23 protein-coding genes are annotated in these 21,564 nt (G+C 65.8%); 18 read left to right on the plus strand and 5 right to left on the minus strand.

Annotated features, from left to right (window positions below):
- Window positions 1-10 precede the first annotated feature (10 nt).
- Both glmM and thiD read left to right on the plus strand, forming a co-directional pair.
- The gene (gene glmM, locus ACT6UX_RS18910) at window positions 11-1,360 is read left to right on the plus strand and encodes a phosphoglucosamine mutase (protein ID WP_444776702.1); all 1,350 of its coding nucleotides are present in this window, start codon (window positions 11-13) and stop codon (window positions 1,358-1,360) included.
- Entirely contained in the window at window positions 1,357-2,148 is a 792-nt protein-coding gene (gene thiD, locus ACT6UX_RS18915; RefSeq protein WP_444776703.1) for a bifunctional hydroxymethylpyrimidine kinase/phosphomethylpyrimidine kinase, read from the plus strand. The genes glmM and thiD overlap by 4 nt, the downstream gene beginning before the upstream one ends.
- Here thiD and ACT6UX_RS18920 read toward each other — a convergent pair.
- Window positions 2,141-3,013 (minus strand): alpha/beta fold hydrolase, encoded by an 873-nt coding sequence (locus ACT6UX_RS18920; RefSeq protein WP_444776704.1) that lies wholly within the window; start codon window positions 3,011-3,013, stop codon window positions 2,141-2,143. The genes thiD and ACT6UX_RS18920 overlap by 8 nt on opposite strands.
- A gap of 56 nt (window positions 3,014-3,069) precedes the next feature.
- On the opposite strand from ACT6UX_RS18920, the gene ACT6UX_RS18925 reads away from it, so the two are divergent.
- The gene (locus tag ACT6UX_RS18925; protein WP_444776705.1) at window positions 3,070-3,423 is read left to right on the plus strand and encodes a DUF2200 domain-containing protein; all 354 of its coding nucleotides are present in this window, start codon (window positions 3,070-3,072) and stop codon (window positions 3,421-3,423) included.
- A gap of 15 nt (window positions 3,424-3,438) precedes the next feature.
- Here ACT6UX_RS18925 and ACT6UX_RS18930 read toward each other — a convergent pair whose 3' ends face one another.
- Window positions 3,439-4,617, minus strand: a complete 1,179-nt coding sequence (locus tag ACT6UX_RS18930; RefSeq protein WP_444776706.1) for an aminotransferase — start codon at window positions 4,615-4,617, stop codon at window positions 3,439-3,441.
- A gap of 304 nt (window positions 4,618-4,921) precedes the next feature.
- Here ACT6UX_RS18930 and ACT6UX_RS18935 point away from each other — a divergent pair, with 304 nt between their 5' ends.
- The 4 genes from ACT6UX_RS18935 to ACT6UX_RS18950 all read left to right on the plus strand — a co-directional run bounded on the left by ACT6UX_RS18935 (window position 4,922) and on the right by ACT6UX_RS18950 (window position 9,414).
- A complete protein-coding gene (locus ACT6UX_RS18935; RefSeq protein ID WP_444776707.1) occupies window positions 4,922-6,262 on the plus strand; it encodes an ABC transporter substrate-binding protein in 1,341 nt (446 codons plus the stop codon).
- A 206-nt stretch (window positions 6,263-6,468) separates the two neighbouring features.
- Window positions 6,469-7,398, plus strand: a complete 930-nt coding sequence (locus ACT6UX_RS18940) for a carbohydrate ABC transporter permease (protein WP_444776708.1) — start codon at window positions 6,469-6,471, stop codon at window positions 7,396-7,398.
- Window positions 7,398-8,306 carry a carbohydrate ABC transporter permease gene (locus tag ACT6UX_RS18945; RefSeq protein WP_444776709.1) on the plus strand — a complete coding sequence of 303 codons (909 nt, stop codon included), beginning with the start codon at window positions 7,398-7,400 and terminating at the stop codon, window positions 8,304-8,306. Before ACT6UX_RS18940 ends, ACT6UX_RS18945 begins: the two co-directional genes overlap by 1 nt.
- Before the next feature lie 7 nt (window positions 8,307-8,313).
- The gene (locus ACT6UX_RS18950; RefSeq protein ID WP_444776710.1) at window positions 8,314-9,414 is read left to right on the plus strand and encodes an ABC transporter ATP-binding protein; all 1,101 of its coding nucleotides are present in this window, start codon (window positions 8,314-8,316) and stop codon (window positions 9,412-9,414) included.
- Between the two features lie 24 nt (window positions 9,415-9,438).
- Here ACT6UX_RS18950 and ACT6UX_RS18955 read toward each other — a convergent pair whose 3' ends face one another.
- From ACT6UX_RS18955 to ACT6UX_RS18965, 3 genes are read right to left on the minus strand one after another with little or no spacing between them, the layout of a single operon-like run.
- Window positions 9,439-10,296 carry an alpha/beta fold hydrolase gene (locus tag ACT6UX_RS18955; RefSeq protein ID WP_444776711.1) on the minus strand — a complete coding sequence of 286 codons (858 nt, stop codon included), beginning with the start codon at window positions 10,294-10,296 and terminating at the stop codon, window positions 9,439-9,441.
- 17 nt (window positions 10,297-10,313) lie between these two features.
- The gene (locus tag ACT6UX_RS18960; RefSeq protein WP_444776712.1) at window positions 10,314-10,904 is read right to left on the minus strand and encodes an amino acid synthesis family protein; all 591 of its coding nucleotides are present in this window, start codon (window positions 10,902-10,904) and stop codon (window positions 10,314-10,316) included.
- A gap of 47 nt (window positions 10,905-10,951) precedes the next feature.
- Window positions 10,952-11,983, minus strand: coding sequence for a hypothetical protein (locus ACT6UX_RS18965; protein WP_444776713.1), 1,032 nt, complete (start codon window positions 11,981-11,983; stop codon window positions 10,952-10,954).
- A gap of 176 nt (window positions 11,984-12,159) precedes the next feature.
- On the opposite strand from ACT6UX_RS18965, the gene ACT6UX_RS18970 reads away from it, so the two are divergent.
- The 11 genes from ACT6UX_RS18970 to ACT6UX_RS19020 all read left to right on the plus strand — a co-directional run bounded on the left by ACT6UX_RS18970 (window position 12,160) and on the right by ACT6UX_RS19020 (window position 21,564).
- Complete coding sequence (locus tag ACT6UX_RS18970; protein WP_444776714.1) at window positions 12,160-13,131, plus strand: Bug family tripartite tricarboxylate transporter substrate binding protein; 972 nt, start codon at window positions 12,160-12,162, stop codon at window positions 13,129-13,131.
- Window positions 13,132-13,169: 38 nt separating this feature from the next.
- Complete coding sequence (gene gstA / locus ACT6UX_RS18975; RefSeq protein WP_444776715.1) at window positions 13,170-13,784, plus strand: glutathione transferase GstA; 615 nt, start codon at window positions 13,170-13,172, stop codon at window positions 13,782-13,784.
- Between the two features lie 17 nt (window positions 13,785-13,801).
- Window positions 13,802-14,440, plus strand: coding sequence for a glutathione transferase GstA (gene gstA, locus ACT6UX_RS18980; protein ID WP_444776716.1), 639 nt, complete (start codon window positions 13,802-13,804; stop codon window positions 14,438-14,440).
- A 40-nt stretch (window positions 14,441-14,480) separates the two neighbouring features.
- A complete protein-coding gene (gene gstA, locus ACT6UX_RS18985; RefSeq protein WP_444776717.1) occupies window positions 14,481-15,119 on the plus strand; it encodes a glutathione transferase GstA in 639 nt (212 codons plus the stop codon).
- Window positions 15,116-16,168 (plus strand): cyclase family protein, encoded by a 1,053-nt coding sequence (locus ACT6UX_RS18990; protein WP_444776718.1) that lies wholly within the window; start codon window positions 15,116-15,118, stop codon window positions 16,166-16,168. Before gstA (ACT6UX_RS18985) ends, ACT6UX_RS18990 begins: the two co-directional genes overlap by 4 nt.
- A 21-nt stretch (window positions 16,169-16,189) precedes the next feature.
- Window positions 16,190-17,185: a tripartite tricarboxylate transporter substrate binding protein gene (locus ACT6UX_RS18995; protein ID WP_444776719.1), complete on the plus strand. Its 996-nt coding sequence runs from the start codon at window positions 16,190-16,192 to the stop codon at window positions 17,183-17,185.
- A complete protein-coding gene (locus tag ACT6UX_RS19000) occupies window positions 17,182-17,856 on the plus strand; it encodes a GntR family transcriptional regulator (RefSeq protein ID WP_444776720.1) in 675 nt (224 codons plus the stop codon). The genes ACT6UX_RS18995 and ACT6UX_RS19000 overlap by 4 nt, the downstream gene beginning before the upstream one ends.
- A gap of 65 nt (window positions 17,857-17,921) precedes the next feature.
- Window positions 17,922-18,893, plus strand: a complete 972-nt coding sequence (locus ACT6UX_RS19005) for a Bug family tripartite tricarboxylate transporter substrate binding protein (protein ID WP_444776721.1) — start codon at window positions 17,922-17,924, stop codon at window positions 18,891-18,893.
- Between the two features lie 90 nt (window positions 18,894-18,983).
- Window positions 18,984-19,589 (plus strand): hypothetical protein, encoded by a 606-nt coding sequence (locus ACT6UX_RS19010; RefSeq protein WP_444776722.1) that lies wholly within the window; start codon window positions 18,984-18,986, stop codon window positions 19,587-19,589.
- A gap of 114 nt (window positions 19,590-19,703) precedes the next feature.
- Window positions 19,704-20,468: an SDR family oxidoreductase gene (locus ACT6UX_RS19015; protein ID WP_444776723.1), complete on the plus strand. Its 765-nt coding sequence runs from the start codon at window positions 19,704-19,706 to the stop codon at window positions 20,466-20,468.
- Window position 20,469: 1 nt separating this feature from the next.
- Complete coding sequence (locus ACT6UX_RS19020) at window positions 20,470-21,564, plus strand: malate/lactate/ureidoglycolate dehydrogenase (RefSeq protein WP_444776724.1); 1,095 nt, start codon at window positions 20,470-20,472, stop codon at window positions 21,562-21,564.

Raw genomic sequence — 21,564 nt, forward strand, 5'->3', positions numbered from 1 at the left:
AACTACACTAATGGCTCGTTCACTCTTCGGCACCGACGGCGTTCGCGGTCGTGCCAATACCGCCCCGATGACCGCCGAGATGGCGATGCGCATCGGCATGGCCGCCGGCCAGGTCTTCCACCGCGGCGCCCACCGCAACCGTGCCGTGATCGGCAAGGATACGCGCCTGTCGGGATACATGCTGGAGCAGGCCCTGACGGCCGGCTTCCTCTCGGTGGGGGTGGACGTCTTCCTGCTGGGGCCTATTCCCACGCCCGCCGTCGGCTTCCTGACCCGGTCGATGCGGGCCGATGTCGGCGTGATGATCTCCGCGTCGCACAATCCCTACGAGGACAACGGCATCAAGCTGTTCGGGCCGGACGGCTTCAAACTGTCCGACGCGGTCGAGAGCGAGATCCAGGCGCTGGTGATGAGACCCTCCGACCTCGCCCTTGCCGACGCCGCCGCGATCGGCCGGGCCAAGCGGCTCGACGACGTCCAGGGCCGCTACATCGAGTCGGTCAAGGCATCGGCCCCGCGAGGTCTCGACCTCAGTGGGCTCAAGGTCGTCGTCGACTGTGCCAATGGTGCCGCCTACAAGGTCGCGCCCACCGTGCTCACCGAACTCGGCGCCGAGGTCGTTCGCGTCGGTGTCGCGCCGGATGGTTTCAACATCAACGGCAATTGCGGCTCGACGCATCCCGGCGTGCTGCAGGAGCAAGTCGTCGCGCATCATGCCCATATCGGCATCGGCCTCGACGGCGATGCCGATCGCGTCATTTTGGTCGACGAGACCGGCCGCGTGATCGACGGCGACCAACTCATGGCCACGATCGCCGATCAATGGAAGCAGAGCGACCTGCTCTCGGGCGGCGGTGTCGTCGCGACCGTCATGTCCAACCTAGGGCTGGAGCGCTACCTCGAGGTGCGGGGACTGAAGCTCGTGCGCACGCAGGTCGGCGACCGTTACGTGCTGGAGCGCATGCGCGCCGACGGTTTTAACCTGGGCGGCGAGCAGTCGGGGCACATCATCATGACGGATCACGCCACGACCGGCGACGGATTGATGGCCGCCCTCCAGGCGCTCTGCGCGCTGATCCGCTGCGACCGTCCCGCCAGCGAGTTCTTCCGCGCCTTCGAGCCGGTGCCGCAGTTGCTCAAGAACATCCGTGTCGCCGACGCGACGGCCGCGCTGGATGCCGCCTCCGTCGCCAAAGCCATTGCCTCGGGGGAAGAACGCCTCGGCAAGGGCGGGCGCATCCTGGTGCGCAAGTCCGGCACCGAGCCGTTGATCCGCGTGATGGCCGAGGGCGACGATTCCGAACTCGTGCGCAGCGTGGTCGACCAGATCATCGACGCAATCCCCCGGCAGGCGGCATGAAGGGCCGGGTGCTGATCGTTGCCGGCTCCGATTCCGGCGGCGGGGCGGGTATCCAGGCCGACATCAAGGCGGTCACGGCGATGGACGGCTTCGCGGCGACGGCCATCACGGCCCTTACGGCCCAGAATACCGAAGGCGTGCATGGCGTGGTCGGGATCGAGCCGGCCTTCATCGCGCAGCAGATCGAGGTCGTGCTGAGCGACATCGGTGCCGACGCGCTCAAGACCGGCATGCTGCACAGCGCTGAAGTGATCGCCGTGGTCGCAGCCGGCATCGCCAGGCATGCGCCCGGCGTGCCGCTGGTCGTCGATCCGGTGATGGTGGCCAAGGGCGGACACCGGCTGCTTCTGACCGAAGCCGAAGCCGCGCTGCGCGACACGCTGCTGCCGATGGCGGCCCTGATCACGCCCAACCTTCCTGAAGCGGAAGTGCTGGTGGGCTTCCCGGTGAGGGGTGAGGCCGACATGAAGCGTGCCGCCGAACGGCTGGTCGACCTGGGCGCCGGTGCGGTGCTGATGAAGGGCGGTCATCTGGAGGGCGATCGCGTTGTCGACCTGCTGTTCCACGACGGCAGGTTCGACCGCTTCGAGGATGCGCGGATCGTGAGCCGCAGCACCCATGGCACGGGCTGCACGCTCGCATCCGCGATCGCGGCGGGCCTTGCCCAGAACATGACGTTGCACGATTCCGTCGCGCGGGCGCGCGACTATGTCCGCAAGGCCATCGAAACCGCGCCCGGTTTCGGGCGCGGTCACGGGCCGCTCAATCACGCCGTGACGGTCAGATAAGGCCGGCGTCCTTCGCTGCAGGCTGCCGCGGCGTCCATTTGCCGGATTCGACAAGCACGATGAAGTTCCAGAGCTCACGGTTGAAGGCGTCCGGCTCCTCGAGGTTCACCGCATGGCCGGTCTTGGCGAACATCGCGAGGCCGGCGTTCGGCAGGACCTGCTTCAGGTAAAGGCTGGGCTGCAGGCAGGGATCGTCCTCGTCGCCGCAGACGATCAGCGTCGGCAGGTCGAGCGCCTTCCACTCCTCCTCGAAGTCGTAGAGCGAGGGCCGCTTGCCCTGGTAGTTCTCCATGGTGTTGGCGGCGCCGACGGCAGGGTGTTCGGAGAGATGCTTCGTGAACTCGTCGAAGCCGCGCGGATCCTTTAGCCTGAAGCGCGAGCGTGTCGGATTGGTCGTCAGGCTCTCGGCATACTTCGCCATGCCGTCCTTGCGGATGAGGCCGGCCGTCGTCACGGCATCCTTCTTGAATTGCTCGTGCCCGTCGCGGCCGGCGCCGGACCCCACGCCCGCGAGGGTCAGCGAGAGGACGCGGTCGGCATAGCATCGGCCGAAGTGGACCGTCGCGAACGCACCCTGCGAGAGGCCGACGATATGAGCCTTCGAGATCCCGAGATGATCGAGCATGTGCCTGGCGTCATCGACCGCCGGCTGCTGGCCGTACATGTCGCCGTTCGGCGGCACGTCGGATCCGGGATAGCCGCGGAAGGAATAGGTGATGCAGCGGTGGCGGCGTGCGAAAAAGCGCATCTGCGGCTCCCAGGCGCGCCAGTCGCCGCAATATTCGTGGACAAAGAGGATCGGCGTGCCGCTGCCGGCTTCCTCGTAATACAGCTTCACCCCGTCGGGCGTGGTGGCGTGGGGCATGGCGCGTACCTCTTCGCATCGTTGATGGCGGCGGCGGATAGGCTAGCATCGCGATCATGGCAAAGCATCGCATCTACACGATGGTCTTCGCGAAGGTTTACGCTGCCCTGGTCGCGAAGGCGGAGCGAAAAGGGCGCACCAGGGCAGAGGTCGACCGCATCCTCTCCTGGCTCACCGGCTACGGTGCGAAGGCGTTGGAAGCCCAGTTGAGCAAGGAGGTCGATGTTGAAACCTTCTTCGCCAAGGCACCCAAGCCCAACCCCTCACGCGCCCTCATCAAGGGCGTGGTCTGCGGCGTCCGCGTCGAGGAGATCGAGGAGCCGATCATGCGCGAGATCCGCTGCCTCGACAAACTCGTCGACGAATTGGCGAAGGGAAAGCCGATGGAGAAGATTCTCCGCACGGCGTGACGCGTCGCGTCCTCCCTAGACGCCGAAACGCTCCAGCCGCTCCAGGACCGTCGGAATCTTGTCGTCCGTGACGTTGGCGAAGGCGATACGGATGAAGCGTTCCTGCCCGGCGCCGAACATGTCGCCGGGGATGGTGAGCAGGTTCTCCTCGTCGGCCATGCGCTTCGAGACCTCGGTCGAGGGTGTCCCGGCGAAAGGGTGTTCGACGTAGGCGAAATAGGCGCCGATGCTGACGAGGCGCCAGCGGTTGGAGCGTTCGAGACCCTGGCCCAGCAGGTCGGCTCGCGCCTTGAGGCCGGCGGTGTTGTTCCGCGCCCACGGCAGCAGGTTGCGCAGGCCGTACAGCGCGGCCTCCTGCGCAAGCCGCGGCGGGCAGATCGAAACGCAGTCCATCGCCTTCTCGATCTCCACCATCAGACCCGCGCCCGCGGTGACGGCGCCGACGCGATAGCCGGTCAGCGCGAACACTTTGGAGAAGCTGTAGAGGTGCACCAAGGTGCCGCGCCAGTCCGGCCGGCTGAAGAGATCGTGCGGGCGCTCGCCGGCGGGAAGGAAGTCCTTGTAGGTCTCGTCGAGCAGGAGGGCGATGCCATGCTTTTTCGCAAGCTCGAAGAAGGCGTGGATCGTCTCGGGCGGATAGACCGCACCCGTCGGATTGTTGGGCGAGATCAGGATGATCGCGCGGGTGCGCGGCCCGATCAGCTTCTCGGCATCCTCCGCGCTGGGCACGGCGCCGGAGCCCGGCCGGAAGTCGAGCGGCACCGGCTCGATCCCCTGCATGCGCATCCACATATCGTGATTGAAGTAGTGCGGCCGCGGCACGATCACCTGATCGCCCGCCTTGGCGATGCTCATCAGGGCGAGGCAGAAGGCCTGGTTGCAACCCGACGTGATACCGACTTCCGCGGGCGTGATCGGCGCACCGTAGAATTCGGAAAGATGTCCGGCATAGGCCTCGCGCAGAACGGGCAGGCCGAGGATCGGCGTGTATCCGTGCATCGAAGGGTCGAGCAGCAGTTCGCCCAGATGCTGGCGCAGTTCCAGCGCGGGCGGATAGCCCGGTACCGCCTGGCTGAGGTCGATCAGCGGCCGGTCGGCGGGGAAAGTGCGCCCCAGCACCCAGCGCTTGGTTTCGCCGATGGGCGAGGGAGCGACGGCGGCGAGCCAGGGATTAGTGATCGGAGCGGTATTCATGAGGAGGCAAACGCTTCTTTCAATTCTGGTGCCGGGAAGTCCGGCGATGGAGTTCGATCGGGACGCAATTCACAGAAAATTCTCGCAGGAATTGCAGGTCTCGCGACGGGTCGGGTCGCGGAGCATCCGGGTCTCGCTGCAACCTGTCAAATGCCGCTCGATTCCAAATCCCATGTCAAAATGCGTTGCTTGCCCGGCGTCTTGTGCATAGCATCGCCTCAAGGCTCCGAATGAGAGCCAGTGCCCGAGCGTCAGCGCGGGCTGGGATTAATTTGCCGGTCAAAATCGGCTCAGAGGAGGAAACATGGTCTCGATGAAGGTCAATCGACGTCGATTCGTCGCCGGTACGGCTGCGGCATCCGCAGCCATGGTGGCTGCGCCGTTTGTCCGCAGCGCCTATGCCGCTGGCAAGCTTTCTGTCGGGTTCTGGGATCACTGGGTGCCGGGCGCCAACAAGGCGGTCGAGGCTCTCGTGAACGAGTGGGCCGAGAAGAACAAGGTCGAAGTCTCGATGGACTTCATCACGTCTCAGGGCAACAAGCTGCTGCTGACCACGGCCGCTGAATCGCAGGCCAAATCGGGTCACGATGTGCTCGCCTTCTCGACCTGGCTGCCGTCGCGCTACGCCGAGCAGTTGGTCCCGATGAACGACGTCATGGAGCCGCTCATCAAGGAGAACGGCGCGGTCAACGGCACCGTGGAGTATCTCGGCAAGCTGAACGGCAAGTGGCTTGCCGTGCCGGCGACCTCCGGTAGCCAGATCAAGGGCCCGTGCTCGCGTATCGACCTGCTGAAGAAGCATGCCGGCATCGACATCCAGGCGATGTACCCAGCCGGAGCGGCCCCCAAGGCCGACGCCTGGAACCTCGACAACTTCCTCAAGGCGGCGGAAGCCTGCCACAAAGGTGGCAACCCGTTCGGCATCGGCCTCGGCGCGACCTCGGACAGTGTCGACAGCGCCGGCGCGCTGTTCCACGCCTTCGGTGCGCAGCTCGTCAACGCCAAGGGCGACATCGTCGTGAAGAACGACCAGGTCCGCCAGGTGCTCGACTATTACAAGAAGCTGATGCAGTTCCTGCCGCCCGACGTGCCGTCGTGGGACGACGCCTCGAACAACAAGTTCCTTGTGTCGGGCCAAGGCTCGCTGATCATGAACCCGCCCAGCGCCTGGGCCGTCGCCAAACGCGACGCACCGCAGATCGCCGAGCAGCTCTGGACGCACGGCTTCCCGGCCGGGCCGAAGGGCCGCTATGCGCCGTTCCTGCCCTACTTCTGGGGCATCTGGAACTTCAGCAAGAACCAGGCTTCGGCAAAGAGCCTGATCACCTTCCTCTCGCAGGCAAGCTCCGCGGAGAAGATGACCAACGCCTCGCAGGGTTATGACCTGCCGGCGTTCGAGAAGCTCACCACCTTCAAGGTCTGGGCCGAAGAGTCGCCTCCCAAGGGCACGCTCTACCACTACCCTAACCCGCACAACCACCAGACGCTCTCGATCGCAGCCGCGCCCGCGCCGCACAAGATCGCCGAGCAGATCTACACCCAGGCCATCCAGACACAGATGGTCGTGCGCTACGCCAAGGGCGAAGCGATGGACAAGACCATCGATTGGGCGGCCAGGGAGCTCGAGGGCTTCACCCGCAACTGATGCGACGCGTCGCCCGCCGGTCCCCGAGAGGATCGGCGGGCGGTCGCCGATCGGCCCGGAATCGGTCTTCAACGCCGGTTCGAGAGGATAGCGGCGCAACCTGAAATTGGCAGGTTGCTCCGCTTCCATCGCGGCGGCCCGGTTCGGCTTGTCGGCTCGTTTCTACTTGGCGTTTCCCGCACGGCCCGGTGGGCCTGGAGTACCCGATGGCAGACATCGCCGCCCGCAACCCGGCCGAGCACCCGTCACAGCAACGCAGTGGCCTGCACAAGCTCATGCAGCGCAAGTCGACCATCGCCTTTCTTATGGCGCTGCCGCTGATCCTCCTGATCTCCATCCTGGTGGCCTATCCGGCGGGCTACGCGGTCTACCTTGCGACTCTCAACAAGGGCATGACTCGCTTCGTCGGCTTCGGGAACTTCGAGTTCCTCTTCGGCCGCGATACGTTCTGGCTGGTCGTCTACCAGTCCTGCCTGTTCGCCATCACTGCGGTGATCTTCAAGGCGATCATTGGCTTCGTGGTCGCCCACTTCGTCCATAACATCCCCTCGAAGGGCCAGCGCAAGTGGCGCGGCATGCTGCTCGTGCCGTGGGTGATCCCGCCGGCCATGAGCACGCTCGCCTGGCTGTGGCTGTTCGATCCGTCCTACAGCGCCCTCAACTGGCTCCTGGCGATTTTCGGCTTCGAGGCCATTCCATGGACCGGCGAGGCCGGCTGGGCCCGCTTTTCGGTTATTCTGGTCAATGTCTGGATCGGCTCGCCGTTCTTCATGATCATGTACCTCGCGGCGCTGAAGTCGGTGCCCGAGCAGCTCTATGAGGCGGCCTCGATCGACGGCGCCACCTGGTGGCAGCGCATCTGGTACGTGACCCTGCCGATGATGCGCAACATCATCGCGATCACCGCGCTGTTCTCGCTGATCGTAACCTTTGCCAATTTCGACATCGTACGCGTGCTGACGGCGGGCGGTCCGCTCAACAGCACGCACATCTTCGGCACCTGGGCGTTTCGTGTCGGCATCGAGGGCGGAGACATTCCGCTCGGCGCCGCCGTGTCGCTGTTCATGGTGCCCATCCTGGCCGTCGCCGCGACGTTCATCCTGCGCGACATCACCAAGCGGGGGAGTGAAGTCTGATGGCAAACGCCGCAATCGCCACCGGGGAGCCGACCCGTCCCAAGTACGGCAGCATGAGCCGCGACCGGACCTGGGCGCTGCGCTGGTCCTATTTCTTCCTCGTGCTGTTCGCCATCTTCTTCCTGATGCCGCCGATCTACATGCTAATCACCTCGCTGAAGACCAGCGCAGAGATCTCGGCGGCGACCAACCCCTGGTGGATCAGCAATCCGACGCTGCAGAATTACATCGACCTGCTTTCGCAGAACCACTTCCTGGTGTTCTTCCGGAACTCGGCGATCGTGTCGATTTGCGTCGTCATCATGACCATGTTGATCAGCGTGGTCGCCGCCTTTGCGCTCGCCCGCATGAAATTCTGGGGATCGGCCACCCTGGCGACCGGCGTCTTCCTGACCTACCTCATCCCGGAAACCCTGCTGTTCATCCCGCTGTTCAAGATGTTTGCCTGGGTCAATGAGGTGTTGGGCATCCAGCTGATGAATCACTGGTGGACGATGATCATCCTCTATCCGACGCTGACGGTGCCGTTCGCGACCTGGATCATGATCGGTTATTTCGCCTCGATTCCGAAGGAGCTGGACGAGGCAGCGCTGATCGACGGCGCCACCTGGATGCAGACCCTGACGAAGATATTCATCCCGGTGGCGTTGCCCGGGATCATCGCGGCGACGATCTTCACCTTCACCGTCGCCTGGGCGCAGTTTCTCTACCCGCTGGCCTTCACCACCTCGACCAGCGAGCTGGTGCTGCCAGTAGGCATCATCACGACGCTGATCAAGGGCGACGTCTTCAACTGGGGGCAGATCATGACGGGCGCGCTGCTCGGCGCGGCGCCACCGCTCATCATCTACGCCTTCCTCATGGATTACTACATTGCGGGTCTGACCGCGGGCGCGACAAAGGGATAGTCGACACATGGCTCAGGTAACGTTGCGTAAAGTCGTCAAGAAGTACGACGAAGTCCTCGCCGTCCGGGGCATCGACCTCGACATCAGCGACAAGGAGTTCATCGTCCTGGTCGGCCCGTCGGGCTGCGGCAAGAGCACCACGCTCCGCATGATCGCGGGGCTCGAGGAGATCAGCGGCGGCGACATCGCGATCGGCGGCCACGTCGTCAACGACGTCCCGCCGAAGGATCGTGACATCGCCATGGTGTTCCAGAACTACGCCCTCTATCCGCACATGAACGTCTACGAGAACATGTCGTTCGGCCTGAAGCTCAAGAAGACTCCGAAGGATGTGATCGACCAGCGGGTGAAGCAGGCCGCGCAGATCCTCGACATCACCGAGCTGCTGGATCGCAAGCCCAAGCAGCTCTCCGGCGGCCAGCGTCAGCGTGTCGCCATGGGCCGCGCGATCGTACGCGATCCCAAGGTGTTCCTGTTCGACGAGCCGCTGTCCAATCTCGACGCCAAGCTGCGCGTGCAGATGCGCACCGAGATCAAGAAGGTCCACCAGAAGGTCCGCACCACGACGGTCTACGTGACCCATGACCAGGTCGAGGCGATGACCCTGGCGGACCGCGTGGTGGTGATGAACGGCGGCCTGATCGAGCAGGTCGGCTCGCCGAACGATCTCTACCACTCGCCGGCGACCAAGTTCGTCGCGGGCTTCATCGGCTCGCCCGCCATGAACTTCATCACCTGCCAGCTCGAGCAGGCGGCAGGCGCGCTACGTGTTCGCCTGAACGACACACTGTCTTTCCCGGTGCCGGCCGACCGCACGGCGCGCTATACGCCCCACGTCGGCCAGCCGAACCTGATGCTGGGGCTGCGGCCCGAGCACATCATGGAGACGAGGCCCCACACCGAGCCCAACCAGCACGATTTCGACATGCTGATCGACGTCGTCGAGCCGATGGGTATGGAGACGCTGGTCTACTTTACCGTCAACGGCCGGGAAATCTGCGGCCGCGTCAATCCGAATGCGGGCGCGGCGGCGGCACAGTCCATGAAGCTCCGGGCGGACCTCAGCAACATGCACCTGATCGACGACAGCACCGGCAAGGTGCTCTGAGCGTCAGAGCACCTCGTCAGGGGCCTATTCGGCGAGGAAGCCGGAGACGAGGGCCTTTACGACCTCGGGCTGGTCGTCGTGGATATAGTGGCCGGCATCGGCCACTTCGTTCCAGCGCACCAGCGGATTGCGTGCGGTCATCGCCTCGGCGGTCTCGCGCTTGAAATAATCCGAGCGGCCGCCGCGCAGCGCCAGCGTGGGAGCGCGCAGCGCCTCGACATGCGGCCACAGGTCGACCCGGCGCGACGGGTCCGGATCGAGCCGGGCGCGGGCGATTCCATCATGGTCGTACTGCCAGCCCCACGTTCCGTCGGGATGCTGCTTCAGCATGTTGCGCAACCGGTCGAGGCGCGCCTCTTCGGTGACGCTCGGGCGCAGGTTGCGCATGAAGGTGACGGCAGCATCCCAGCTTTCGAAGGAACGGGGGGCCGAAAGCAGTTCCTGGCGAATGCGAGCGGAGCCCGAGCTGTCCTCCGAGGCGCCCGGGCCGGCATCCTCGATGATCAGCCGCCGGATCTTGTCGGGATGAGACGCGGCATAGACATAGGCGGCGATGCCCCCCATCGAATGGCCAAGTAGGTCGAAGCGGCCGAGGCCGAGATGCTCGACCACATCCTCGATGTCGCGGACATAGGTATCGTTGTAATAGTTGCCCGCCGGATCCCAGTCGCTGGCGCCGCGGCCGCGCTGGTCCCAGGCGATGGTGCGGAAGCCGGGCTGGAGCGCCTGCGCCAACCCGGCGAAGGTCCGGGCGTAGCCCCGAATCCCATGCAGCATGACGATGGGCGCCGCGTCGGGAGCCCCCCATTCCAGTACGCGCAGGGACAGGCCGTCGCGGGTGCGGACCCTGTATCCCCGCGATTCCTGTTCAGTCTTGGCCATGCGATCCTCCTCGTCGGTCAGGCGGCACGTGGCGCGTCGGCGGCGAGACCGCCGAGGCGTGCATGCAGTCGCCCGCGCGTGGCGCACGCGAAGGCGATGACGATCTCGTCCGCGTTCGGGGCGTCCGCGAACATGGCGCTGATCGTGTCGTAGTGCGAGCGTACATAAAGCTCGTCCTTGTGGGCGAGAGGAATGTCGATCGACGCACCGGGCGCGCCACGCTTTCCGGTCGACGGAATCCAGGACTTTGCTCCGCCGATCGCATCGCGCACGGGATCGGCGAAGACCGTCGTCAGCAAGGCATTGCCGTGCTCGTATTCGCCGGCCGAGCCCACCAGGCAGGCCTTGCCGTAGCTCGCGACCTGCTCGTTGCCCAGCGTCTCGCGGATGCGCCTCCCGAACTCCCGGCCGAGCGCCTCGGAGGCCCGCACCGAGTCGCCGAGATCACCGACGAACCGGCCGGCGTGCGGATTGTGCAGGGCGGCCCCGATGACGATCTTGCGGACCGGATCGCCGTCGGCCAGCGCCCCGGTCTCGTTGGCCAGGGTATCCTCAATTTGCAGGTACCATTTGCGGATATGGAATTCGCCGAGATTATTGGTGCGCATGTTCCGTTTGTCTTCAGGTGGAAGGGGGCGTCGCCGGCGCGTGGCGGTCAGGTGATCGAGCGGGGATGGGCGCGGACGGGTGCCTCGAAGGGCGTCCAGGCGACCGCCGTGATTTCCGGGAAGGCACGCCATTCCTTGAACCAGCTTCGGCCGCCGTCGAGCGAGCGGAAGAGGTCGCCGTACTTGGTGCCGGCGAACACCAGGGCCGGGTCCGCGGAATGCAGGCCGAAAGCCCAGAAGGTCGAGTTCGGCTCGGCATGGAGCAGGGCGGGGACCCAGCTGTCGCCACGGTCGGTCGAGCGGTACAGGCGGCTCTTCGTGCCGGGCGTGCCGTCGCCGACCGCCAGCATCAACGCGTCGTCTCCGGCCAGCGGCTGGACGGCTCGCGTGTAGTAAAGTCCTTCGAAACGATCCTTCGAGGCCGCGCCGGTCCAAGCCTTGCCGCCGTCGGTGCTGGTGAAGACCGAGTTGACGGTCGCGACGAAGATCCGGTGCGGCTGCTGGCCGCTCGCTGGAAGCATCGAGATGCAGTGGATGTCGGAATTGGTGATGCCGCACTCGGGATCGAGACGCTGCCACGTGGCGCCGTGATCGCCACTGCGCCACAGGCCGCCTTCCTCGACGCCGAACCAGACCTGTGCGGTATCGGACGGGTCGATGTAGATCGTGAGGATTCGCGGCCGGTTCACACCCTGGCAGAACTCCGGAATCTCGGGCGAGAGGCGCTGCCAGCTCTTACCGGCATCGGTCGAGCGGAAAATGGCCGCGCGCGAGGGCGCGCCCGTTCCGGCATAAATGTAGGACGGGTTGGCGGGATCGATCGCGATCGACCATACGGCCTGACCGTTCATCGGCGAGTCGACGAGCGAGAAGTGCGCGCCGCCATCGGTGCTGATGCACAGGCCTGAATCGGTGCCGGCCAGGACCACCTTGGGATCGTGGGGATCGACCACGACGCTGCGCACGACGCCGTCGAACTCGATGGCCTCCTTGAGGCCCAGACGGTGCCAGGTCGCGCCATCGTCGACGCTGCGCAGGAAGCCCTGACTCGCCGTTCCAACGAGAATCGTACCCTTCATTTCCGCTCCTCCATCGTCGTCCGATCCCGGGTTGATCCGGGATTCGCCCCATTCTGCGGGCCATCCAGAGCATCTTTGCCTGCCCAAACAGGCTCTTTCAACAAAATTGTAGTACTAGACTTGTGTATTGAAACAAAATCGTCGTACCTTTGCCTTCGACAGCGAAGGGGGTGGCTATGACAGGGTTGCTTCGGAGGGTCGTGCGTACCTGCGCCGCGATGGCGCTTCTTCTCTCGGGACCGGCAATGGCCGGGACTTATCCCGAGCGTGCTGTGACCATCGTCGTGCCGTTCGAGGCGGGCGGATCGACCGATGTGTCGGCGCGCGTCGTCGCCAAGGCCCTGTCGGATATCCTTCGCCAGCCGGTGGTCGTGTTGAACCAGCCGGGGGCGGGTGGGCGCATCGGCACGCGCCGCGTCGCCACCTCGGAGCCCGACGGTTACACGCTGCTGTGGGGCAGCGGCAGCACCCTGGCGGTCGCGCCGGTGCTGTACCCCGACCAGACCTACCTGACGACTTTGGTGCCGGTGAGTCTGGGCGCACTGCAGCCCTTCGTGTTCGTCACGTCGCGGGCGACCGGCGCGCGAACCCTGGCCGAACTGCTCGACCAGGCTCGCGCCAAGCCCGACGTCCTGAACTTCGCCTCGGCGGGCATCGGCTCCAGCAACCACCTGCTGGGCGAGATCCTGATGGCGGCGACGGGCACGAAATTCGTCCACGTTCCCTACAAGGGGTCGATCTCGGCGCGCGACGCGGTGATCAACGGCGACGCCCAGCTGATGGACGAGGTGCTGGCGCCGCTGCTCGCGCAGATCAAATCGGGGCAGCTCGTGCCGCTGATGGTGACCAGCGAGACGCGCGATCCGGCGCTGCCCGACGTGCCGACGGCGAAGGAGGCGGGTCTGCCCGACCTGTCCATCACCGGCTTCTTCGGCCTGATGGCGCCGCCGAAGACGTCACCCGAGATCGTGGCCACGCTCAATGCGGCGATGAAGAAGGCGCTGGCCTCGCCCGAGCTGCGCAAATCCTTCGAGGCCATGAGCTTCGATGTCGGCAGCGGCTCGACCGAGGAGCTGGCGGTGCTGATCGCGCGTGGCCGCGAGCGCTACGGCCGCATCGTGTCCGAACGCAAGATCACCGTGAACTGAACGCCATCCCGAACCAGGCCCTCACAGCGAGACAGAGAATGAAACTGTACCTCACACCACACGCCTGCTCTCTGGCCGTCGACATCGTGGCGCGCGAGCTCGACATCCCGCTCGCCCTCGAATGGGTCGATGTCCGCGCCAAGAAGCTGCGCGACGGTTCCGACTACTACAAGGTCAACCCGAAGGGGCAAGTGCCGACGCTGCAGCTCGACGACGGTGCGTTCCTGACCGAGGGGCCGGTCATCGTGCAGTACCTCGCCGACGGCAAGCCCGGCAACGCGCTGCTGCCGGCGCCGGGTGCGATGGCGCGCTACCGCGTCCTCGAATGGTTGAATTTCGTGGGCACCGAGCTGCACAAGGGCTTCACGCCGCTTTTCCGCCCGACTACGCCGCAGGAATATCGCGAGATCGCGCGGCAGAACCTCGCCACCCGCTTCAAGTGGCTCGACGACGTGCTGGCCAGCCAGCCGTTCCTGACCGGCGCCACTTTCAGCGTCGCGGATGCCTACTGCTACACGATCCTGATGTGGTCGAAGCTGCACGACATCGACCTCGCGCCGTGGCCGAACCTCGCGGCATACGTCGCCCGCGTCGCCGCACGCCCGTCCGTCAAGGCTGCCGAGGAGGCAGAGCGCCAGGCCAAGGCGGCCTGAGGGTGAGAGGGACGATCATGAAGTTCTTCCACGAATCCCATGGATGTTCGCTCGCGGTCGACATCGTCGCGCGCGAGATCGGCATCCCGCTCGAGATCGTCTGGGTCGACATGCAGCGCAAGCTGCTGCCCGACGGGACCGACCTGTACGCGATCAATCCGAAAGGACAGGTGCCGTCGCTGCAGCTGCCGGACGGCCAGTTCCTCAGCGAGGGGCTGGCGATCATGCAGTATCTGGTCGACCAGCGGCCGGACAGCGACCTCGCCTCGACCGCGCGCGGCGCAGAGAAGTACCGCGTGCTGGAGTGGATGAGCTTCATCGGATCGGACCTGCACAAGGGCGGGTTCATGCCGCTCTTCAAGAAGACGACGCCGCCTGACTACCGGCCGATCGCCCTGCAGCACATTGCCGGTCGTCTGGAATGGCTGAACCGCCATCTGGCCGATCACGACTATCTCGTCGGCGACCGGTTCACCATCGCCGACGCCCATTGCTACGCGATCGTCATCTGGACGAAGCGGCATGCGATCAACGTCTCGCCCTGGCCGAGGCTCGAAGCCTACATGGCGCGCATTGCCGCCCGTCCCTCGGTGCGCGCTGCCGTCGAGGCGCAGCTCGTCCAGGAAGCGCTGGAGGCCAAGGCGCGTGCAGCCTGATCCGGCGAATTCCCCTCCGCCTTCGCGACAGAGAGATCCCATGAAGTTCTTCCATGAAGTCCGCGGCTGCTCCCTGGCGGTCGACATCGTTGCCCGCGAACTGGGCGTGCCGCTCGAGCTGATCTGGGTTGACGTGCCGCGCAAGCTGCTGCCCGACGGGTCCGACTACTACAAGGTCAACCCGAAGGGCCAGGTGCCGGCGCTCGAACTGCCCAATGGCGAGTATCTCACCGAGGGCGCCATCATCATGCAGTACCTTGCCGACCAGCGACCGGAGAGCGACCTCTGCGCCGCGCCGGGTAGCCTGCGGCGCTATCGCATCATGGAGTGGATGAGCTTCATCGCGTCCGACCTGCACAAGGGCGGATTCATGCCGCTCTTCAAGAAGACGACGCCGGACGACTACCGTCCGCTGGCCCGCCAGCTCGTGGTGTCGCGCATGAAGCTGCTCGATGAGCATCTGGCGGATCGCGACTACCTGACGGGACCGGTCTTCACCATCGCCGATGCCCATTGCTACGCGATCGCCATGTGGACGCACTATCACGACATCGATCTCGCGCCGTGGCCCAACCTCTCGGCCTACCTGGAACGAATCGGCCAGCGTGCCAGCGTGCAGGCGGCCAAGGCGGCGGAACGCGTGGAAGCGAAACGCCAGGGTTACGAGGGCAAGGTATGACCGCGCGCTGGAGCCGCCGGCCGGACGGGTCGAACTGGGGTGAGTTCGGTTCCGACGACCAGCTCGGCGCGATGAACCTGGTCGGCCGCGAGCAAGTGCTGAAAGGCCTGGCCGAGGCGCGGACGGGGCAGACCTTCAGCCTGTCGCTGCCGCTCGACCTGCCGGGCGGCAATGCTCTGCATCCGAGCCGCCATCCGCCGCGCCGCTTCGCCACGCTACGGGCCGGCAAGAGCGCGGGCGAGCAGTGTTTCTGCTTTGCCCTGCAGCGCGACAATCCGCTGCTCACCGACGTCGTGTCCGACGACGTTGTGCTGTTGCACACGCAGTATTCGACGCAGTGGGACGGGCTCGCCCACATGGGCAGCCTGTTCGACTCCGACGGCAGCGGAAAGCCGGAGATCACCTTCTACAACGGCTATCGTCCACGGCATGGCCTGACGGTGGCGGAGCGCTGCGAGCGCAGCGAGGCCTGGGCGACCTACGAGAACCCGCGCGCCGATGTGCTCGGCATCGAGAACATGGCGCGCCATGGCGTACAGGGGCGGGCCGTGCTGGTCGACCTCGCACACCATTACGGCCGGGAGAACCACGCGGTCGGCTATGACGATCTGCAGCGCATCCTCGAGAAGGACGGCGTCGAGATCGAGAAGGGCGACATGGTGTGCTTCTACGCCGGTCTCGACGAGCTGATCCTCGGCATGGCCGGCAAGCCCGACGCGGCGGTCCTGCAGCGTTCCTGTGCCGGTCTCGACGGCCGCGACAGGCGGCTCCTCTCCTGGATCACCGATACCGGCATCGCGGCGCTGATTTCCGACAATTTCGCCGTCGAGCTGATGGCGAAGGACGCGCCGCAGACCTCCCACGCGCTGCTGCCGCTGCACGAACACTGTCTGTTCAGGAACGGCATCCACCTCGGCGAGCTGTGGTTCCTGCGCGACCTCGCCGCCTGGCTGCGGAAGAACGGAAGGAATCGCTTCCTGCTGACGGCGCCGCCCCTCAATCTCCCGGGCGCGGTGGGCTCTCCCGTGACGCCCATCGCCACTGTCTGAGGCGAACTCCGGAGGTTCACGATGAAGCGCAGGTTGTTCAACATGTCGGCCCTGGCGGCTGCGACCGCCGCCGCGGCGGCCGGCCTCGGGCGTCCCACAGCGCCTCGGGCACAGGGCGCTGCCTTTCCGCCGCTCGTGTCGCTGGTCGTGCCCTTCGCCCCGGGCGGCGGCGCCGACCAGCTCGCGCGCGAATTCGCCAACGCCGCGGCACCGCTCCTGCCGGGCACGACGTTCGTCGTCGACAATAAGCCCGGCGCCAACGGCGTCATAGCCAACCGCCATGTCGCGCGGCAGAAGCCGGACGGCGCCACCTTCCTGCTGGGCACGTCGAGCACCCATGCGCTCGGCCCGCTGATCCATCGCGGCGACGTCGACCCGGTGGCCGACTTTGCGCCGGCCACGCTGCTGGCCGAGACCGCGACGGCGTGGGCGGTGTTGGCGACCTCGCCCTGGAAGACGCTGCAGGAGGCGATCGCGGCGGCACGGCAGAAGCCGGTCACCTACGGCACGTTCGGTGCAGGCTCCTCTGCCCACCTTTATGGGCTGGTGCTGGCGGGCGCGACCGGGGCGAAGCTGGAGCACGTTCCTTACAAGGGGTCGGCCCAGGCCATCACCGACCTGCTGGCCGGACACGTCGATTCGGTGTTCCTCACGACCAGCGCGCTCGACGCGATGACGAAGCTCGGCAGGATCCGGCTGCTCGCGGTGAGCGGCGAGAGGCGGACGCAGCTTTTGCCCGATGTACCGACGTTCAAGGAGCAGGGCGTGCCCCAGCTCGAATTCAACGGCTGGTTCGGTCTCTTCGGGCCCAAGGGCACGCCGGCGCCGCTCCTCGATCGGTTGGCCGGTGTGGCTAAGACATTGGGCGAGAACCAGTCCTTCCGCAGCCGTCTCGTCGCCCAGGGCTACGACTGGGTTGGCTCCACCCCGGACGCGCTCGCGCGCGAACTGGCGCGCACGACGGAGATCTACACCCGCATCGTCGCCACCACGCCGGCCGGGGAGCTCTCGCGATGAGCGACAACGCCGTGAACGGCGCCGAGAGCGCAACGCCCCTGCGCAAGCAGGCGGAAGAAGATCTCCGCAAGGCGATCCTGTCGGGCAGGTACGACGCAGGCGAACGTCTGAAGGAGCGCCAGCTCATGGAGACGCTGGGCGTCAGCCGTACGCTGCTGCGTGAAGCGCTGCGGCAGATCGAGGCGGAAGGGCTGGTAACCCTGGTGCCCAACCGTGGTCCGGTCGTGTCGGTGCTCTCCTACGAGGATGCCGAAGAAATCTACGAAGTCCGCGGGATACTGGAGGCGCAGGCTTGCATGGGCTTCGCGCTGCGGGCCTCCAGCGCCCATGTCCGCAAGCTGCAGGAGGTTTTCGTCGACCTGAAGCGCGCCGCCCAGGCCGGCGACGTGGTGCGCACGCTGGAACTCAGCAGCGACTTCTACGACACCATCCTGGAAGGCAGTGGCAATAAGGTCCTGAGCTCGATGCTCAAGCTCCTGCACAACCGCATCGTGCTGCTGCGCCGGACGTCCTTGTCCGAGCCCGACCGCCTGCCAGAGACGCTCGACGAACTGACCCGGATATACGAGGCCCTCTGCGCGCGCGATGAATCCGCCGCCAGCAAGGCCTCGCAGCACCATGTCCGCCAGGCCTCCCGCGCCGCCCTGCGCATCATGCGTCAGCGGCAATAGGGAACGGCACGATCGGCAGGCTTCAGTTCGCCGGCGACTTGCCGGTTCACAAGGGGGAAGGCTCCATGCTGTCGATCAGAATCCTGTCTGCCGTGCTTCTTTTGGCGGCCTACATACCGGGGCGTGCCGAGGCGCAACCGGCCTATCCGTCGAAAGCGATCACGCTCGTTGCAGCCTTCGCGCCGGGCGGCGCCACCGATACGGCGGCCCGCATCATCGCCAAGGAACTCTCGATCGAGCTGGGACAGCCGGTCGTCGTCGACAATCGCGTCGGCGCCGGCGGCGCCATCGGTGCCGCTTCAGTCGTACGGGCCGCGCCCGACGGTTACACGCTGCTGCTGGGGACGGGGTCCGAGATGGTCGTCCTGCCGGCCGTGAAGATCGTGCCGCCCTACGATACGCTGAAGGACTTCACGCCCATCGCCGAGATCGGCACCGTCACCTTCGTGCTCGTGGCGCATCCGTCGGTCGCCGCCAACAGCGTCCAGGAGCTGATCGCGCAGGCGCGCGCCAATCCCGGCAAGCTCTCCTTTTCTTCGTTCGGCATGGGCTCGACCAACCATCTCCTCGGCGAGTTCTTCATGAAGAGGTCGGGCACCGACCTCCTGCATGTGCCCTACAAGGGTAGCGCCGCTGCGGCCACCGACCTTGTTGCCGGCGAGGTGAAGCTCTCTTTCGACACCACCACCGTGGCGATGCCGCTGGTGCAGAGCGGCAAGCTCAAGGCGCTCGGCCTCCTGTCCCCGCAGCGCTCCGACGCGGCGCCCGGTGTTCCGACCCTGGCGGAGAGTGGCGTTGACCTGTCGGTCGTCGGCTGGGTCGGCATGGTGGGGCCGCGCGGCATGCCGGCGCCGGTCGTCGAGCGCCTCAGCAAGGCGATCAACAAGGTGTTGGCGATGCCCGCCATCATCCAGTCGTTTAACGATCGGGGCGTCACCGTCGTGACCTCCACGCCCGAAGGCTTCGGCAAGTTCATCCAGTCCGAGGTCGTCGAGTGGACACAGGTCGTCAAGGACGCCGGCGTGAAGATCGAATAGCGCCGCGTCGCCGGCGGGAATCGCGAGAAGGGGCTTGCCACAGGGCAGGCCCCTCTTCTTTTTCGACCAGCCTTTTCTTAAGCTGGATCGATGATGCCGCGTGTTTTGGGCCTGATTGGATTGGCATGGGCGATCTTCTGGGGCGCGCATGGTTTTGGCGTCGCTCCTTCCGCAGCACAAGAAGCCGTGCCGTGCAGCCTCCAATACCTCCTGCAGAACGATCCTGCTTACTGGAGTGAGACGTCGTACACACTCAACGTGAAGTGCGTTAAAGCGCTTCGGGCCGAACTGAAGGCGCTTTCGGTACAGACACCCGAAGGCAAATACCTCGAATTGCACCTTGCCCGCTGGGATGGGGACAAGGCCGTCGTCGTGGGAGGCCTCACCGCTCTATGCCGCGATCAGGCGTATGCCAGGGCCTGCTCGGCGGCAGCCCACTTGATGCGCAATGAGCAAGTAGGGTCGGAGGCTGAGGCAATTCAGTTCCTGGAGATGGCCGCCGCCGGGCAGGTACCCGCCGCTAATATATCGCTCGGCGATCTTTACCTGATCCGCTTTCGGAATGGTCGGGACGGGCGTGACCTCTGCCGCGCGTACAAGCTCTGGCAGGCGGGAGCCGCGCTGGGAGATCCAGTCGGAAGACGCCGGCTCGACTGGGTGCAGTCCGAACTCAAGCCGAACTGTGCGGAGAGCTGAAAGCGCATCTCCGCGCGACGAGATCGCCGTGAAGGCGTAGGCTTGCGACCGGGCGGCCGGGGCCGCACGAGACTGGTAACAATGGACCCGAGGAAAGAACGAGGAGAGAGCGGGATGGGTATTCTGACGGGCAAGGTCGCATGGGTGACGGGTGCGGGGTCGGGCATCGGGCAGGCGGCGGCGGTGGCGCTGGCCAAGGACGGTGCGACCGTGGTGCTGACCGGGCGCCGCCGCGAGGCGCTCGAAGAGACGGCCGAGATGATCGCCAAGGCGGGCGGCAAGGCCGAGGTGAAGCCCGCAGATCTCATGAAGGCCTCCGCGGTCGAAAAGACCGTTGCGGCGATCGCCAAGAAGCACCGCCGCATCGACATCCTGGTCAACAATGCCGGCCTCAATATCCAGAAACGGAGCTGGAAGCAGCTGACGCCCAAGGGCGTCGACGAGGTCGTGCACGGCAACCTGTCGAGCGCCTTCTATTGCACCTCGGCGGTCCTGCCGCTTATGCGCAAGAACAAGGGCGGCGTGCTGATTCACACTTCCTCGGTCGCAGGCAAGGTGCCGAGCCTGCTGTCGGGCCCGGCCTATTCGGCGGCAAAGCACGGCGTGGTGGCGATGAGCCACACGATCAACATGGAGGAATGCGTCAACGGCATCCGCTCCTGCGTGGTCTGCCCGGGTGAAGTCGCGACGCCGATCCTCGACAAGCGCCCCGTGCCGATCACCCCGGCCGAGCGCAAGCGCATGGCGCAGTCGGAAGATGTCGGCGACCTGATCCGCTACATCGCCTGTCTGCCGCCGCACATCGTCATCAACGAGGTGATGATCAACCCGACCTGGAACCGCGGCTATGTCGCCAGCCTGCAGCGCGGCAAGTCCTGAGATGAGCAGCGTGACGATCAAGGCGAAGGAGCTCGAATCCTTCGTCGCGGACATCTTTGCCGCCGCGGGATGCTCAAAGGAGGAGGGCGGTCGCATCGGCCGCTACCTCGTGAGCGCCAACCTGTCGGGCCACGACAGCCACGGCGTCGTGCGCGTGCCGCGCTACGCCTCGCAGAAGAAAAGCGGCACCGTCATTGCCGACGTGACCGTCGACGTGCTGGTCGACACGCCGGTGATCGCCGTGGTCGACGGCAAGTACGGCTTCGGCCAGACCGTGACGCCCCAGGCCGTGCGGATCGGCATCGACAAGTGCCTGAAGAACGGTCTGTCGGCGGTGACCCTGCGCAACGCCGGCCATGTCGGTCGGGTCGGCGACTGGGCGGAGATGGCGGCCGAGGCGGGCCTCGTCTCTGTGCATTTCGTCAATGCCTCGGGCAGCGTGCTGGTGGCGCCCTATGGCGGTGTCGAGCGGCGTTTCTCGACGGCGCCCTATTGCGTCGGTGTCCCGCGGCCCGGCGAGGATCCGCTGGTCCTCGACTTCGCCACCTCGATCGTGGCCGAGGGCAAAGTCCTGGTGACGAGCCAGGGCGGCAAGAAGTTGCCGGACGGGGCGCTGATCGGCCCGGACGGCAAGCCGAGCGCCGATCCGCATCTGCTTTACGGCGACTACACGCCGACGGGCCCGCGCGACCACAGCAAGGGTACCGGCGCCATCCGCGCCTTCGGCGACCACAAGGGCTCGGGCCTCGCGTTCATGTGCGAGATCCTGGGCGGCTCACTCTCGGGCACGGGCGCGACCGATCCCAAGCGTGGCCGCTTCGCCAACGGCATGCTCTCCTTCTACGTCGATCCCAAGGTATTCGATGCCGAGGGCTTCTTCCCGACGGACATCGCGAAGTACGTCTCGTTCGTGAAGGGCTCGAAGCCGGCGATTCCCGGCGTCGAGATCCTGGTGCCGGGCGAGCAGGAATCGCGCACCCGCGCCCAGCGACTCGCCGACGGCGTGCCCCTGCCGGACGATACCTGGGCCGCCATCGTGGAGACTGCCCGTTCGGTCGGCCTCGACGAGCGCCGCATCCAGCAGGCGACGATGTAA

The organism is Reyranella sp. (assembly GCF_052439685.1).
Taxonomy (GTDB): Bacteria; Pseudomonadota; Alphaproteobacteria; order Reyranellales; family Reyranellaceae; genus Reyranella.